General features: G+C 42.1%; 16 protein-coding genes. 8 read left to right on the top strand and 8 right to left on the bottom strand.

Annotation, left to right across the window (positions count from 1 at the left end; genetic code table 11):
- Positions 1-43 precede the first annotated feature (43 nt).
- A complete protein-coding gene (murA, locus tag RBR61_RS05460) occupies positions 44-1327 on the top strand; it encodes a UDP-N-acetylglucosamine 1-carboxyvinyltransferase (RefSeq protein WP_320342633.1) in 1284 nt (427 codons plus the stop codon).
- 3 nt (positions 1328-1330) lie between these two features.
- On the opposite strand, the gene RBR61_RS05455 is transcribed toward murA, so the two are convergent.
- From RBR61_RS05455 to htpX, 3 genes are all read right to left on the bottom strand, one after another.
- Positions 1331-1708 carry a helix-turn-helix transcriptional regulator gene (locus RBR61_RS05455; protein ID WP_137015389.1) on the bottom strand — a complete coding sequence of 126 codons (378 nt, stop codon included), beginning with the start codon at positions 1706-1708 and terminating at the stop codon, positions 1331-1333.
- 3 nt (positions 1709-1711) lie between these two features.
- The gene (locus tag RBR61_RS05450) at positions 1712-2602 is read right to left on the bottom strand and encodes a J domain-containing protein (RefSeq protein WP_320342630.1); all 891 of its coding nucleotides are present in this window, start codon (positions 2600-2602) and stop codon (positions 1712-1714) included.
- 78 nt (positions 2603-2680) lie between these two features.
- Positions 2681-3556, bottom strand: a complete 876-nt coding sequence (gene htpX / locus RBR61_RS05445) for a protease HtpX (protein ID WP_320342628.1) — start codon at positions 3554-3556, stop codon at positions 2681-2683.
- An 87-nt stretch (positions 3557-3643) separates the two neighbouring features.
- Here htpX and RBR61_RS05440 point away from each other — a divergent pair, with 87 nt between their 5' ends.
- Positions 3644-3886, top strand: coding sequence for a hypothetical protein (locus RBR61_RS05440; protein ID WP_320342627.1), 243 nt, complete (start codon positions 3644-3646; stop codon positions 3884-3886).
- Positions 3887-3979: 93 nt separating this feature from the next.
- Here RBR61_RS05440 and purH read toward each other — a convergent pair whose 3' ends face one another.
- Positions 3980-5515 carry a bifunctional phosphoribosylaminoimidazolecarboxamide formyltransferase/IMP cyclohydrolase gene (gene purH / locus RBR61_RS05435; protein WP_320342626.1) on the bottom strand — a complete coding sequence of 512 codons (1536 nt, stop codon included), beginning with the start codon at positions 5513-5515 and terminating at the stop codon, positions 3980-3982.
- A gap of 206 nt (positions 5516-5721) precedes the next feature.
- On the opposite strand from purH, the gene RBR61_RS05430 reads away from it, so the two are divergent.
- Both RBR61_RS05430 and RBR61_RS05425 read left to right on the top strand, forming a co-directional pair.
- The gene (locus tag RBR61_RS05430) at positions 5722-6681 is read left to right on the top strand and encodes a 6-phosphofructokinase (protein WP_320342624.1); all 960 of its coding nucleotides are present in this window, start codon (positions 5722-5724) and stop codon (positions 6679-6681) included.
- Positions 6682-6993: an NGG1p interacting factor NIF3 gene (locus RBR61_RS05425; protein ID WP_320342622.1), complete on the top strand. Its 312-nt coding sequence runs from the start codon at positions 6682-6684 to the stop codon at positions 6991-6993.
- On the opposite strand, the gene purL is transcribed toward RBR61_RS05425, so the two are convergent.
- The 3 genes from purL to RBR61_RS05410 all read right to left on the bottom strand — a co-directional run bounded on the left by purL (position 6990) and on the right by RBR61_RS05410 (position 10116).
- Complete coding sequence (gene purL / locus RBR61_RS05420) at positions 6990-9203, bottom strand: phosphoribosylformylglycinamidine synthase subunit PurL (protein WP_320342620.1); 2214 nt, start codon at positions 9201-9203, stop codon at positions 6990-6992. The genes RBR61_RS05425 and purL overlap by 4 nt on opposite strands.
- Before the next feature lie 63 nt (positions 9204-9266).
- Positions 9267-9779: a transcription elongation factor GreA gene (gene greA / locus RBR61_RS05415; RefSeq protein ID WP_320342618.1), complete on the bottom strand. Its 513-nt coding sequence runs from the start codon at positions 9777-9779 to the stop codon at positions 9267-9269.
- 10 nt (positions 9780-9789) lie between these two features.
- A complete protein-coding gene (locus RBR61_RS05410; protein WP_320342617.1) occupies positions 9790-10116 on the bottom strand; it encodes a hypothetical protein in 327 nt (108 codons plus the stop codon).
- A 116-nt stretch (positions 10117-10232) separates the two neighbouring features.
- Between RBR61_RS05410 and RBR61_RS05405 the strand changes: the two genes are divergently transcribed.
- From RBR61_RS05405 to RBR61_RS05395, 3 genes are read left to right on the top strand one after another with little or no spacing between them, the layout of a single operon-like run.
- On the top strand, positions 10233-11030 hold the full coding sequence (locus RBR61_RS05405) for an HDOD domain-containing protein (protein WP_320342616.1): 798 nt from the start codon (positions 10233-10235) through the stop codon (positions 11028-11030).
- Positions 11030-12985, top strand: coding sequence for a ribonuclease R family protein (locus RBR61_RS05400; RefSeq protein WP_320342614.1), 1956 nt, complete (start codon positions 11030-11032; stop codon positions 12983-12985). Before RBR61_RS05405 ends, RBR61_RS05400 begins: the two co-directional genes overlap by 1 nt.
- 2 nt (positions 12986-12987) lie before the next feature.
- Complete coding sequence (locus RBR61_RS05395) at positions 12988-13950, top strand: DNA polymerase III subunit delta (protein WP_320342612.1); 963 nt, start codon at positions 12988-12990, stop codon at positions 13948-13950.
- 144 nt (positions 13951-14094) lie between these two features.
- Here RBR61_RS05395 and ilvC read toward each other — a convergent pair whose 3' ends face one another.
- A complete protein-coding gene (ilvC, locus tag RBR61_RS05390) occupies positions 14095-15117 on the bottom strand; it encodes a ketol-acid reductoisomerase (RefSeq protein ID WP_320342611.1) in 1023 nt (340 codons plus the stop codon).
- A 165-nt stretch (positions 15118-15282) separates the two neighbouring features.
- Here ilvC and RBR61_RS05385 point away from each other — a divergent pair, with 165 nt between their 5' ends.
- A complete protein-coding gene (locus RBR61_RS05385; RefSeq protein ID WP_320342609.1) occupies positions 15283-15903 on the top strand; it encodes a hypothetical protein in 621 nt (206 codons plus the stop codon).
- Positions 15904-15915 lie beyond the last annotated feature (12 nt).

Raw genomic sequence — 15915 nt, 5'->3', positions numbered from 1 at the left:
AACTAATTTAGATATAATTTCACATTTAAAAAAAAAGAGAGACATGGATTACTTACAGATTAAAAGAGCTGCCTCCCTAAGTGGAGAGATAAAAATTTCCGGCGCTAAAAACGCCTCTCTGCCGCTAATAGCTATGACTATTCTTGCCAACAACAGCGTAACTATAAAAAATCTTCCTCATGTTGCGGATATAAATACACTTTTAAAACTACTCTCAAATCTGGGAGCCGAGTGTTCTTCATCTTGGAGTGATGAAGAGAATATAACAACAATTGATACCTCAGACCTTAAAGAGACAAAAGCGACTTACGACATTGTCAGAACCATGCGCGCTTCCATACTTGTTCTAGGACCTATATTAGCTAGATTCGGACACTGTGAAGTCTCGCTTCCGGGCGGATGTGCCATAGGGCAGAGACCTGTTGATCTGCACTTAAAAGCGCTAGAGCAGATGGGCGCGGTCATAAATATAGAAGCTGGCTATATTCACGCAACTGCTCCAGATGGTCTTAAAGGGTGCGAGATTATTTTTGACAAGATAACCGTAACGGGAACCGCAAACATCGTTATGGCGGCATCTCTTGCAGAGGGAGTGACGACCATTACAAATGCGGCAAGAGAACCAGAGGTCGTGCAGCTTTGTGAGATATTAAATGCAAACGGCGTGAAAATAGAAGGTATCGCAACAGCGGTCCTAACGATCCACGGAACAGCCGGGAAGCTATTAAATATTGAACCTTTTAGCGTTATTCCAGATCGTATTGAAGCTGGAACATATCTCTGTGCTGCGGCAATTACAAGATCGGAACTGACATTAAGGGATGTAAACCCTAAACATCTTGGCTCCGTCATATCAAAACTTCAAGAGATGGGCAGTAAGTTTACGATAACAGAAGATTCAATTACCATCCATCCATCCGAGATCATAAAACCTGTCAAGATAGTCACTCAGGAGTATCCTGCTTTCCCGACCGATATGCAGGCTCAGTTTTTGGCACTTGCAACTCAGGCAGACGGTACATCTATCATCGAAGAGAGACTCTTTGAGAACAGATTTATGCATGTGAGCGAACTTCAAAGAATGGGTGCAAATATAACCCTAAACGGAAATGTGGCAACGGTAAATGGCAGATCAAAACTAAGCGGAACCGATGTCATGGCAACTGATCTAAGAGCTTCAAGCGCACTTGTCCTAGCAGGTCTTGTAGCAGACGGTATTACAGACGTTCACCGTATCTACCATCTTGATAGAGGATATGACTCCTTGGAGAAGAAGCTTCAAAATGTGGGAGCAGATATAACAAGACTTAAAGAGGGATCGGCTTAACGATCAATCTTCAAATATTATCATCTCGTAGATACTCTTTTTAGTCACAAGAGCTTTATCATGCGAGACCGTTTGAGAGTTCTTCGCTCTTAAAAGCTCATTTTTAAGATCTCTGATATCCTGTTCCATATTATCAACATTCTCTTTGAGCCTCAGTATGACATCAACACCCGCCAGATTTACTCCAAGCTCACGCGTAAGTCTTAGTATAAGCTTGATCCTGTCTATATCTCTTTGTGAGTAGAGCCTTATTCTGCCGTTTGATCTTGAGGGTGTTACAAGATTCTCCCTCTCATACTGTCTTAGAGTCTGCGGATGTATATCCAAAACCTTTGCGACAATGCTGATCAAATATACCGGTTCGTCATACTGATGTATCATACTTTACTCCTTGGGCAGTTTTTCTTTCATTAATTCTACTAACTTTTCGTCCAGATCTTCAACTTTTGGCAGAACTATATTAGCTTCCAAGTAGAGATTTCCGCGCTCTTTTGTCTTTCTGTTCATCGCACCCATCTCTTTTACACGGAATCTCTGTCCATTCTTTGTGTTTTGAGGAATTTTGAGTTTTATCTCTTTCTCCAATGTCTGCACGGATATCTTCTCGCCAAAGAGCGCCGCGTAAAGAGGCACGTCAAACTTTTTGATCAGGTCGTCGTCCTCTCTGATATACTCAGGATTCGAAGCGACATTTATCTTTAAAAAGAGATCCCCAGCTCTGCCGCCCTGTGCGTGTCCTTTTCCTTTGACGCGCATCTTCTCTCCGCTTTTAACACCCGCAGGGATCTTAATGTCAAATCTCTCACCGTTGACTGAAACCGAGTGGGAACCGCCTAAGATAGAGACGCTAAAAGGTATAGTAACGCTTGTCTCTATATCGAGGTTTGGCTGTTGCTGCTGCTGTGAAAAACCGCCGCCTCCAAAGCCTCTGGAACTAAATCCGCCGCCGCCGAATCCTCCGAAACCGCCGCCGCCTGAGAACATACTTCTTAAAATCTCATCCAAGTCGGCCTGTCCGCCGCCGTATGAGCGTGAAAAGTCGTGGAAATTCTGCCCGCCGAACATATTGTCCCCGTGCATATCATACTGTGCTTTTTTCTGCTTATCGCTAAGTATCTCATACGCGGCATTTATCTCTTTAAACTTCTCTTCCGCGCCTTTGTCTTTGTTTACGTCAGGGTGATACTGTCTTGCTAATTTTCTATACGCTTTTTTTATCTCTGCTTCGCTTGCATTTTCAGAAACTTCCAGTGTTTCATATAAAGATTTACTCATTATTTTTCTTCCTAAAATTTATATTATTGTTTATTAAGCGAAATTATATCATAAGAGTTGAGTCAAAGTCAATCAACTTTAAGCAGATCTTCTTAGCTTCTCAATTCTATCTTCAAGCGATGGATGTGTGCTAAAAAGCGCCATAAGCCCTTTGCCGTTTATGCCGAAACTCTTTATCTGTTCAGGCAGATGCGGCTCCTCTTTTGATCTTGAAAGAGCCTGCAGAGCAGCTATCATATTCTCTCTGCCGGAAAGATACGCACCTGCCTCATCCGCTCTGTACTCTCTGTATCTTGAAAATGCCATTACGATCATCATAGCCAGCACTCCCAAAACTATCTCCGCCAAAATACTTGCTATCATGTAGCCCGCACCTACACCTTCGCTTCTGTTTTTCAGAATAACCCTGTCTACAACGTAGCCGATTATGCGCGCAAAAAATACCACAAAAGTATTTACGACACCTTGCAAAAGGGTAAGAGTTACCATATCTCCGTTTGCAACGTGACCTATCTCATGACCCAAAACAGCCTCGACCTCTCTTTGGCTCATGCTTCTTAGAAGCCCGCGGCTCACCGCCACCAAAGCGTCATTTTTAAAAGCTCCCGTTGCAAAAGCGTTTGGGCTCATGTCTTCAAATATTGCAACTTCTGGCATCCTTATGCCAGCTTTTGCCGACATCTTTGCTACGCTATCGACCAGCCATAACTCCTCTTGATTTGTTGGATTCGTTATAACTCTCGCCCCGACCGCCATCTTCGCCATCTTCTTTGACATCAGCAGTGAGATGATAGAGCCCGTAAATCCGACCACCAAAGAGAAGGTAAAAAGAGAGGCCAGATCAAGTCCATTTTCATTTAAAAATCTATTTAATCCGAATATATTGACAATGATACTAATAACAACAATTACAGCCAAGTTTGTAAGAAGGAAAAGTCCGACTCGTTTAAACATTTTTATTCCTTTAAAATTTTAATAATTTTAAGATACATAAGTAAATAATATGGTAGAATGATTTCAAAATTATTCAATGGAGTTGGTATGAGAAAGATAATGTTTTTATTGGTTGTTGGGATAATGTTGAGCACTACGGTTAATGCCGATAAAATTAAGTATTATTCGGCTACAACTTCTTTTGTAAAAGAGATGGGAAAAGATGGCACAGCGTCATCAACATTTTATTATGCTCCTGCAACAGTTGTAAGTGCGGTCATTGAAACAGTGTTAGCGCCTAGTGTATGGTTTTGGAATTTATTTCAAGAAGAAGAAAGCAAAGAAAAATAATTTTTTAATATTCTTAAGAGAGTTTATGCTTTTTGCATACGCTTTATTTGTCTTTAAAGAGTCAAGCAAAATGCTTGACATGCAGATAATATTTTAGTGTAAAAAGTGTCTGACCTCTGAGAAGTAAAGGCTCATTCCAAACTCATTTGCAGCCTCTATGATCTCATCGTCTCTGATACTTCCGCCAGGTTCTATTACAGACTTCACACCTGCCGCAGCAGCAGCGTCGATTGAGTCACGAAACGGAAAGAACGCCTCGGAAGCCAGTGCGGCACCTTCCACATCAAGTCCCATCTCTTTTGCTTTTTTAAGCGCGCACTGGCTTGCATCAACACGGCTTGTCATTCCCATTCCCACAGCTACCATCGCAGAGTTTTTGACATAGACAACGCAGTTTGATTTTGTAAGAGATGCTACTTTGTAAGCTATCTCCATATCTTTTTTCTCACTCGCAGTTGCTTCTCTTGTAGTCATCAGCTTTGCGTTTTTTACCTCATCGTCGTTTACTTTGTCGGCATCCTGATATACAAAACCGCCGTCAATGTGCTTGAAATCTTTCTCGTCATTTGCAAGAACAAGTTTGTCATGACCCATCTCAAAGAGTTTGATACGTTTTTTGGATGCAAAAACCTCTTGAGCTTCCTCAGTTATGCGTCCTGCAATGATGACTTCCAAAAAGATCTCGTTCATCTTAAGCGCAAGCTCTTTTGTCACAATGCCGTTAACTGCTACAACACCACCGAATGCTGAAACAGGGTCACATTTTAAAGCCTCTACGTAAGCATCTACAAGATTGTCACGGATAGCAAAACCGCACGGGTTTCCATGCTTGGTTATACAAACCGCATTATCGCTTCCAAATGCAGAAGCTATCTTAACCGCGCCGCTTAAATCGTTCAGGTTATTAAAACTAGCTTCGCCTTTAAGCGTTTTAAAGTTATTTGAGTAGTGCTTGTCAAACTCGTAAAGCGCACCTTTTTGGTGAGGATTTTCACCGTAACGTGTATCCATCACTTTATTTCCTACAATAAACTGCTTCTCGCCAAAACCGCTGTTAAAACGCTTGTTCATATAGTTTGCGATCATAGAGTCGTATGATGCGGTATGCTCAAACGCTTTTATCATAAGATTGCGGCGAAACTCAAGCGTATTTTTCTCATTCTCTATCGCATCTATAACTTTTGCATAATCATTTACATCAGTCACGATCATAACACTCTCAAAGTTTTTAGAAGCAGAACGAACCATCGCAGGACCGCCGATATCGATGTTTTCTATGATCTCTTCAAAATCGTCAGTCTTCTCGATTGTCGCTTTAAACGGATAGAGGTTTACACAAACCAAGTCAATTGCTTCAACGCCAAGCTCTTTTGCCTGATCCAGGTGAGACTGCTTGTCACGTCTGTGTAAAATTCCGCCGTGAACGTAAGGGTTAAGAGTCTTTACACGCCCTTCAAAACACTCAGGAAATTTTGTGACCTCATCTATCTCGATAGCTTTTATGCCCTCTTCTACTAATATTTTATAGGTTCCGCCGGTTGAGATTATCTCAAAACCGTTTTTTACTAAAGATTTACAAAAATCTATCACTCCTGCTTTATCGCTAACGCTTACCAATGCTCTTTTCATTAATGACCTTGTGAAAATAAATTATGGAATTTTATCTCATTTGAGATTAGAAGATGGTAAACTAACTTTTTTCATAACTTATACTCGCTCACTTCGGCTTCACGGTGGGTACCCCAAATTTCAAAAGAGAAATTTGACCCTTCCGTTGCAGAATCGTTCACTCGCAATAGTTATGAAATATATCTAATAAAAAAGAGATATGAAAAATGAAAAACATAGCCATTTTATGCTCAGGCGGCGATGTCAGCGGTATGAACCCCGCCCTTAAACAGTTTGTCGAGTATTCACTGCAAAATTCTTTGACGCCCTACTTTGTTTATGACGGTTTTGAGGGTCTGATTGATAACAAAATAATTAAAGCAACCCATAAAGATGCGGCAGGAATCATCAACCGCGGCGGAACTATAATCGGGAGTGCCAGAAGCAAAAGATTTATGCAAAAAGAGTTTAGAGAAGTTGCGAAGAAAAATCTTGACGCTCTAGGTATCGATATGCTGCTTGTTCTTGGCGGTGACGGCTCTTTTAGAGGAATGGATATTTTCTACAAAGAGCACGGAGTAAAATTCTGCGGTATTCCATCTACAATTGACAACGACATAAACGGCACCGAGTACTGCTTGGGAGTAGATACGGCACTAAACGTCATCAAAGACTCCATAGACAACATAAGAGATACCGCAGCCTCATTCTCAAGAGCTTTTGTCATAGAGACAATGGGAAGAAACTGCGGTTACTTGGCACTTGTATCAGCCCTGTGCAGCGGAGCGGAACTCTGTCTAATCCCAGAGATAGAGTATGATCTAAAAGAGTATGAAGATAGTTTCAAAGAGCAGATAAGAAGCGGTCGCAAATACTTCATAGCGGTAGTCTCGGAGGGGATAAAAGAGAAGTCTAGCGAGATCGCAGAGTGGTTTGAGCAGAAGATTGGGCTTGAGTCAAGAGTGACTATCTTGGGGCATACGCAAAGAGGCGGAAACCCGACTATTTACGACAGGCTCATGGCATATAAGTTCGTAAATCACGCTATTGACGGTCTGCTCGGCGGCAGAGACGAGAGCGTGATCTGCTATGCAAAAAAAGGTTTTGAGTACAAAAGCATAGATGAAGTCGCAAACAAGAAGTATCAGCTTGATAGCGAACTTTTGGGCTACTTGAAAAGGTTTTAGATGTATAAGCTAAACTTTTTCGTACCATCCGAGGATAAAGAGAGAGTAAAAGAGGCTCTGTTTGCTATCGGTGTAGGCAGATATGAAAACTACGAATGCTGCTCTTTTGAGACACTCGGAACCGGACAGTTCAAGCCTATAAACAAGGCAAATCCGCATATAGGCAAATTGAATGTTATAGAACACGTTGAAGAGTATAAAGTAGAGATGATCTGCTCTGCTGAAATTATAAAAAAAGCTGTTGAAGTTCTAAAAGAGAGCCACCCTTATGAAGAGGTGGCTTATGAAGTTTTTAAAATGGAAGAGTTTTAGATATCTCTCTCGATAACTCTTTTAAATGTGTTAAAGTAGTTGTCTTGAAGCTCTTGCATGCTCATCTCAACGTTGTTAACTTTGATCCTGTCTCCGCCTACAGTTCCGATCTTTTGGCACATTAAAGTTCCAACCATACTCTCAAAAGAGGCGCTGTTTTCCTGCTTAACCTCAATAATAGCACGGCTCATACTCTCAGCAAAGATGTCTCTCTCATCATTTACAAGCATCTTTGTACTGCATCCAAGACCGCTTACAGCAGCCATTTTTGCAAGTGCTATCGCAACACCGCCGCTGCTTACATCTTTTGCACACTCTAATATCCCTTTTTTGTTTGCCTCTATGACCAGTTCCCAAAGAGCAAGCTCTTTTTCATAATCTATCTCAGGAAGCTTTCCTGCCACTGTTCCACAAATCTCTTTCATGTAAAGAGATCCACCGAACTCGCTCATGTTATCGCCTACCAAATAAAGAGTGTTTCCCTCTTCTTGGAAGCTTGACATCAACACTTTATTGGCATCATCGTTCACACCTACCGTCGCGATTGAAGGTGTAGGAAAAACAGATACGCCGTTCGTCTCGTTGTAAAGAGAGACATTCCCGCCGATAACAGGAGTCGTCAGTGCAGCACAAGCCTCTTTTATCCCCAGACATCCTTGTCCGAACTGCCACATAACTTCAGGATTTTCAGGATTACCGTAGTTTAGACAATCGGTAATAGCCAAAGGTCTTGCCCCGCTCATCGCAACATTTCTGCCTGACTCAATAACTGCCGCAGCAGCTCCGCCTTTTGGATCTATGTAGCAGTAACGCACGTTACAGTCAGCCGACATTGCAAGAGCTTTGCCGTTCTCCTTTACACGGATTACAGAAGCATCAAGCATCCCGCCTTTTTTAACCGTATTTGTCTGCACCATAGAATCATACTGCGTATATATCCATGACTTATCTACAACTTCCATGGATTTTGTGAGCTTCTCAAATGCCTCCTGATTTGCGACTTTTGCAAAGTCGTCTATCGTTACATCTGCAATTTTATCCAGATATGCAGGTCTGCTCATAGGACGGTTTAGTACAGGTGCTTCTTCACTTACAGGATCAACAGGAACTTCTGCAACTCTCTCTCCATGCCAGAAAAGCTCCATCTTGCCCGTATCCGTAACCTCACCAATAACAGCAGCATCTAGATCCCACTTCTCAAAAATCTTGATGATCTCAGCTTCGCTTCCCTTTTTAGCACAAAGAAGCATACGCTCTTGAGATTCGGAGAGCATAAAATCGTACGGCTGCATACCCTCTTCGCGTGCAGGAACACGGTCCAAGTGCATTATCATACCGCTTCCGCTTCTCCCCGCCATCTCAAATGACGAAGATGTAAGCCCTGCAGCTCCCATATCCTGAATACCGACAACATGGTCAGTCTTAAAGAGCTCCAAACAAGCCTCAAGCAGAAGTTTTTCAGTAAAAGGGTCACCCACTTGAACAGTAGGACGAAGAGATTTTGACTCCTCCGTGAAACTGTCCGATGACATAACTGCGCCGCCCAGACCGTCACGACCTGTTTTCGCACCCACGTAGATCACCGGGTTGCCGATACCGTCTGCTCTTCCGTAAAATATCTCATCGCTTTTTGCAAGTCCCAGAGTAAAGGCATTTACCAAAATGTTTCCGTTGTAGCACTCGTCAAAACTTGTCTCGCCGCCTATTGTAGGAACTCCCATACAGTTTCCGTAACCGCCGATACCCTCAACAACGCCGCGAACCAGATATCTCTGATGCTTTGAGACGTCATCGTTGTTTAAAACATTCCCGAATCTAAGAGCGTTCAAGTTTGCAACAGGGCGGGCTCCCATTGTAAATACGTCACGCATAATGCCGCCTACACCTGTTGCAGCACCCTGATACGGCTCAATAAAACTTGGGTGGTTATGTGACTCCATCTTAAATACCGCAGCATATCCGCCGCCTATATCGATGACCCCTGCATTCTCGCCCGGACCTTGAATAACCCAAGGAGCCTTTGTAGGAAAGCCGCTTAAGTGGACTTTTGATGATTTGTAACTGCAGTGTTCACTCCACATTGCAGAAAAAATCCCTATCTCTACCAAGTTCGGTTCACGCCCTAAAATCTGCTTGATATGTGCGTAATCGTCATTTGAAAGCTTATGCGAAGCAAGTACTTTTTCAATATTTTCTAGTTGTTGGCTCACAGGGGAATCCTAAAAATTTAGTTTTTAAAGTGGGATTATATCTAATATGAGGTAAAAAGATTTTTAATGAAAAGAAAAGTCGGATTTTGTGCGGATATTTTTCTTTAAAGAGAAGATGTTTTTATAGCTGATCTCAACTATCTCATACTCCTTTTTTCCAAGCGGAAGTGTGATCTTAAACTCATCTTCTACTTGTTTTCCCATCATCGCACAAGCTAAAGGAGAGTGGACGGATATAAGTCCGTTTTCGGGTTCTGACTCTAAAACACCGCAGATCGTATAGCTCTCCTCTTCATCCGTCTCAAGATTTACAATCTTTACGCTGCTTCCAAAACTGACTCTGTCGTGCGGAAGTTTAAAGGGGTCGATAATTTGTGACTTCTCTATCATAGAGTTTAAGTAAAAGAGTCTTTTGTCAATAAACCTGAGCTTCTCTTTGGCTGCCTGATAGTCGGCATTTTCGCTTCTATCTCCCAAAGCGGCGGCTACGAGTTTTTCCTGCGCGACCTTCGGTTTTTCAACTTCGAGCAGAAATTTAAACTCCTCGATCAAGAGGTCATACCCCTCAATGCTCATCGGCTCTTTGCTAATGGCTAAACCCTAGTATGTAATATGTGTTTTTATTCTCAAGCTTATTGATTGCAACTTTGTACTTTTCGCTAAAGTGCTGTATCTTCTCGTGAGCTTCCTCTGCAAGTTCCGGGCTTGGAGCTTCGACCTTTATCTTAAAAAAATCGTTTGAATTGGACATTGCAACATAAGATCCGTCCACTTTTAGATGGTCATGCAGATCCATGATGTGTTTTTGTATTTTTTCATAACCGGAAGTGTTCTCTTCGATCCTCTGAAGTTGTTCAAGCAAGGCGTTGTTTGGGACGTAACCAAGTTGTGTAAGCATCGCTTCTTTTTGCATATCTAATTCCTCTTTTTTTTAAAATAGTATCAACTATTTGTAAATATTCAGTACTTTTTTATGAACATATATGTATCATCTACCCTAAATTAATATTCGGTAAAAGAGAGAATTAAATGACTGAAGAGATACTCAAAAAAATCAAACAATTACCCCCGCTTCCTGAATCAGTTATGCAAATTGAATCTGTTTATCAAGACCCTGAAAGCACCTTTAACGACATGGTCAAAATACTCGAAAAAGATCCCCTTCTAACAGCGGACATATTAAAAGCGGCGAACTCTCCTCTTTATGGATTTAGCCGTGAGATCAATGCTATAAACCAAGCTGTGGGACTCTTTGGCATGGGAACCGTAAGAGGTTTTGCACTTGCGAGCATAGTAAAGAAGAGCTTTGAGCTTGACCTCTCGGTTTACGGAATTGACAACGATACATTCTCAATGTTATCAAAAAAACAGCATGCCATTACGACATCATGGTGCCTTAAAAAAGATTCTAAACTTCTTGGAATACTCTCCCCTGCGGCATTTTTGGTCGAGATAGGCAAAGTTTTAATAGCTCAGCAGATCATGTCCGACAATACCCAAGACAGATTCAAAGAAGCGATCAAGAGCTCTGCTACGCTTGAAGAGGCCGAGAGAGAAGTGACCGGTGTAGATACGCCGGAAGTAAGTGCTAAAATATTTGAGCACTGGAGATTTGAAGCGGGGCTTGTAGATACAATCCGCCACTGCCTAAATCCCCAAGAGGCGAACGATGAGATAAAAAAGCCTGCCCAGATATTGCATGTGGTACGCACGGTAGTTGAGCTTAACGGTACGGTAACGGACGAGAGCATTGCCGCTGCAAAAAAGCTAATAGAGAAATACTCTCTTGACATGGAGAGCTTCGATAGAGCGTTGCAAAATCTATAATGCTTGATATCAAATCGCTCCTTATAAAACTTACAAACGCTCTTAACGAGCAGGATGTTGCCTCGGATGAGAGAGAGTATATAAACAACTATCTTGCCAAAGGATACATCACAAAAAAAGATGATGTCTACAAGTTTAACTCAAAATATCGCGCAGGAACACTAGGCTTAATACAGAACGAGACCGCATACCTTCACGTCATAGGCGAGTATGTACGTGATATGTTCGTGGGCGAAGGGGATCTCTCATATGCCAAAGAGGGCGACCTTGTCATAGTGCAGAGACTCCTTGGCAAAAGAGGCGCCCCCGGTGCAAAAGTCGTCGAGATAGTAGGAAGAGCGCAGAGCTACAGCGTCGCATATATTATCTCAAAAGATGGCAGAAAGTCTCTGGTTGATTTAAAGACCGAGTACCCAACCGGCGTGGAGATGACGCAAGATGAGCTGGATGAGTATGAAAATGGCGATGTATTTAAGATCAACAATCAGGACTTTACCATTATGGAGCGTCTGGGCAATATAGAGGACCCTCTCGTTGATGAGAAGATCGTTCTTGCACAGTTCAACAAACATGATGAATTTGAGCCCGAAGTACTCGAACTTGCTTCATCATTCAAAGAGGTAGACGCCTCAAAATACCCTTCAAGAAAAGATCTAAGAGAGCTTGCATTTTGTACGATCGACCCAGTAACCGCAAAAGATTTTGACGACGCGATATACTGGGATGACAAGAATTCTACTCTCTATGTAGCGATTGCGGATGTCAGCGAATATGTGACCCCTTTTGGAGCGATCGACAACGAGGCGATCTACAGAAGTTTCTCTATCTACCTTCCGCATCGCTCAATCCCGATGCTCCCACGCCAGCTAAGTGAGACGCTCTGCTCTTTGCAGCCGCATGTCGACAGACTCTCTTATGTTTTTGAAATAAAACTGGATCTTGATTCGCTTGAAGTAAAGAACTCAAAAGTTTATGAGGCGATAATACACTCGCAGAGAAGATTCAACTATGAAGAGATCGACGATTTTTTAGAGGGAAGGCTTGAAGCGCAAAATGACTCTGAAAAGGAGATATTTGAGTACATCTCCAAACTCAAAATCATAACGGACAGACTCAAAGAGAAAAGACTCGAAGTTGGTTATAACTTTCGCTCCAACGAACTTGAGATGTTCATAGATGAGAATTCAAACATCACACATACAACTTACGCTCAAGAGACTCCTTCGCACGCTTTGATTGAAGATTGTATGCTGCTTGCGAACAAAGAGGCTGCAAAGAGGTTTAAAAAAGGGATATTCCGTATACATGAGCCGCCGACCCAAGCGAAACTGCAAAATCTCTACCAAGAGCTAGCAGGGATCGGTATGTATGTTGATATTAAAAAATCTATAAAAGACACTATCACCGAAATACAGAATCAAGCAAGCGAGATGGGGCTTGCAAGCGAGGTAGACACGCTTATAATCCAGTCTCAGATGCAGGCCAGATATGCACCGTTCAATGTTGGGCACTTCGGGCTAGGTTTTGATGAGTATACGCACTTTACTTCACCTATCAGAAGATACTCGGACCTTATCGTTCACAGGCTCTTAAAAGCGATTGCCAGAGGCGATAAAGAGGAGAGCTCTTACGTGCTTAGAAACATAGAGTCACTCTGTATGAGCGTGAGCGAAAAAGAGAGAGAGGCTTCAACCATAGAGAATGAGTTTATGGCAAGAAAGTTCACCCGCTGGGCAAGAGAGAATATCGGCGGCGTCTTTAAAGCCAGAATAACCTCTACTGATCCGTATCTAAAAGCAGAGCTTCATGATGAGATCCAAGGTGCCAGATTTCTTATTAACCACGGGCTTGATGCTCAGCTCTTTGAAGACGTAAAAGTAAGAATTGACAAAGCGGACATCGCTAAAGCTAAGATATACGCAAGCGTTGTCGAGAGAGTAGAGAGAGACCTCTAAGCGTGTATAAAAGCGAACTTGACAAACATATACAACAAGGAACTCTTGCAAACAGTTTTATACTTTTTGGGGAGAGCGCCTTTTTAATAGACAGATATACTCATCTTCTCACAAACATTCCTGATGCTTCCGTTGCAAAGTTCTACCATGACGAGTATGATTTTAGCAGCGCAAAAGCCCACCTATCGCAAGCCTCTCTCTTTGGAGACAGAAATGTCCTCATAATCAAGAGCGAGAAGAAGATACCAAAAAAAGAGCTTGAGACGCTGATAGAGTATTGCGAAAAAAATCAGGAGAATGTTTTTGTCTACGCTTACTACGGCGATGACCATAAGGCCTATGCAAAAGCTCCCGCAAAGACAAAGACCATGTGTGTGCGCTTTTTTAACCCAAATCAGGGCGAGGCAATATTCACGCTCTCTCAGGTAGCCCGCGAAAAAAATGTCACTATCGACAACCAGTCCATCAGCCATCTGCTCTCAATCCACAACTGGGATGTATCCCTTGCAAGCAATGAGATAGATAAGCTAAAAGTCTACGACAGAGCGATAACAACAAAAGATATAGACAATCTTGTATTCGGTCTGGCAGAGGTAAATATTGAGAGTTTTATAAACAAGATACTGAATAAAAAAGATTTTAAAGCAGACCTTGAGAGTATGCTCGATCACGGAGAGGATGAGATAAGGATACTGACAGCCATAACCTCCTACATGACGCAGCTCTATATGTTTCACATCTACATTCGCCTAAACGGCGCTCCAAATGCTATGGAGATACTTGGATACCCTGCCCCGAAATTTGTAGTCGATGCTAAAGCGGCAATGTCGATAAAGATAAAACCGCAAACCTACTATAAACTGCATGAACTGCTACTTGATAGCGAACTAAAGATGAAGAGCTCTCACGTTGACAAAGGCGCTGTTTTGCTATCAACGCTTTTAAGAGCTCAGCAACTGCTATAGTAAAAGCTAAAGATTTTTGATTTATAGTGCTTAGATTTTAGATATTTTAAAAACTAAAAGAGTGATGGAGTTTCAAGGCGCATAGCGAGGAAGCGTGCTTAAAGCACGTGACGAGTGTAGCAACGCAGAAAATGCGTCGCTATTTTAGTTTTTAGTTGTGTCTACTATTTTATTCTTAGATATCCACGGCATCATAGTTCTTAACTTAACACCTGTCTGCTCGATTAAAGAAGCTCTTGCATTTGCACGCTCAGCGTTCATTCTCGGATAGCCTGCTTGACCCTCAAGGATAAAGTCTTTTGCAAATCTACCGTCTTGGATCTCTTTTAAGATCTCTTTCATCGCAGCTTTAGACTCTGCATTGATAACACGCTTGCCTGAAACGTAGTCACCGTACTCTGCAGTATTTGAGATCGAGTATCTCATATCAGCGATCCCGCCCTCAAACATCAAGTCAACGATAAGTTTCAACTCGTGAAGACACTCAAAGTATGCAAGCTCTGGAGCGTATCCAGCTTCAGTCAGAGTTTCAAAACCTGCTTGAACAAGTGATGCTGCACCGCCGCAAAGAACAGCCTGCTCTCCGAAAAGGTCAGTCTCAGTCTCATCTTTGAAAGTCGTCTCGATAATAGCAGTTCTACCGCCGCCGATAGCAGAAGCGTATGAAAGTGCCAACTCTTTAGTAGTACCGCTTGGGTTTTGACCGATAGCGATAAGATCCGGAATACCGCCGCCTCTTACAAACTCTGAACGAACAGTGTGACCCGGTGCTTTTGGAGCGATCATAGTTACGTTGATGTCTGCTCTTGGGTGGATTCTTCCGTAGTGGATGTTAAACCCGTGTCCAAATGCTATAGTAGCACCCTGCTTTAGGTTTGGCTCGATCTCGTTTTTGTAGATCTCTGCTTGGTTTTCATCCGGTAAAAGGATCATTACAACATCAGCGTAAGCAGAAGCTTCGCCAACGCTCATAACTTTGAAGTTTTTAGCTTCAGCTTTAGCCCATGAAGAACCGCCTTTTCTTAGACCAACAACTACTTCAACACCGCTGTCTCTTAAGTTTTCCGCATGTGCGTGACCTTGAGAACCAAATCCTATCATTGCAACTTTTTTGCTTTTGATCAGTTCGATATTACAATCTTTGTCGTAGTAAACATTTAATGCCATTTGTTTTCCTTGATATTATATTAAGCTTAAAGGCAACTCTAAAAATAGTATTGTTGAGAACTTATAAAATTTTTAGAGTTGCCTTAAACGCTTAAAATTTTTTTGGCATTATACTAGAATAAAGCAAAAACTTTTATAATACCAAGCAAAAACAGAGGAATATTTATGAAAAAATTTAATCTTTTTAAAGAAATCATCACGGTCGATAAAAATAGTCTACAAGTTGCGATAGATGCACAAAAAACTTTTGGCATAGATATTGGCGGCAAGATTTGCCATGAGCCCTTTACGACAGATGATATTCTCATCTACATAGGCATTCCAGACGCAAAAGCCGCTCTTTGTGAGGCTCTTGGTAGAAAATATCAGGTTGTAGAGGACGGCAGCAGAGTTCTCATCAAAGCTTTTTCAAACTGGCAGGAGATCATTGGTTTTAACACACCAAGAGCTACATACGACGATACTACGGGTGACGGTGTCGATGAGTTCAGTACAAAAGAGATGGAGGATATCGGGTGGCATGCCGCCGAGTTTAACATCAACTACAGAACGCTTGTCGAGCTTCTTGAGGAGAAGTGCGAAGGAACACTAATCTGCATAGAGCAGGAGGACCCTTACCAATTCAGCGGTCTTGGTTTTATTGCAGACCATAAACATGCGGCAGAGACTCTCTTTGCATACTGCCAAAAAGAGGTAAAGAGACTGATCGAAGAAGATGAGGATTTTGAAAAAGAGAGTCTGAATGATGATGAGCTTGAAGCTGCAGAGTTTTTTAAGGCTCTTTAGCTTCTGCTTTTT

Origin of the sequence: Sulfurimonas sp., assembly GCF_034005705.1 — a bacterium.
Lineage (GTDB): Bacteria > Campylobacterota > Campylobacteria > Campylobacterales > Sulfurimonadaceae > Sulfurimonas.
Note: the sequence above shows the minus strand (reverse complement) of the source record. Positions and strands in the feature narration are given on the sequence as shown.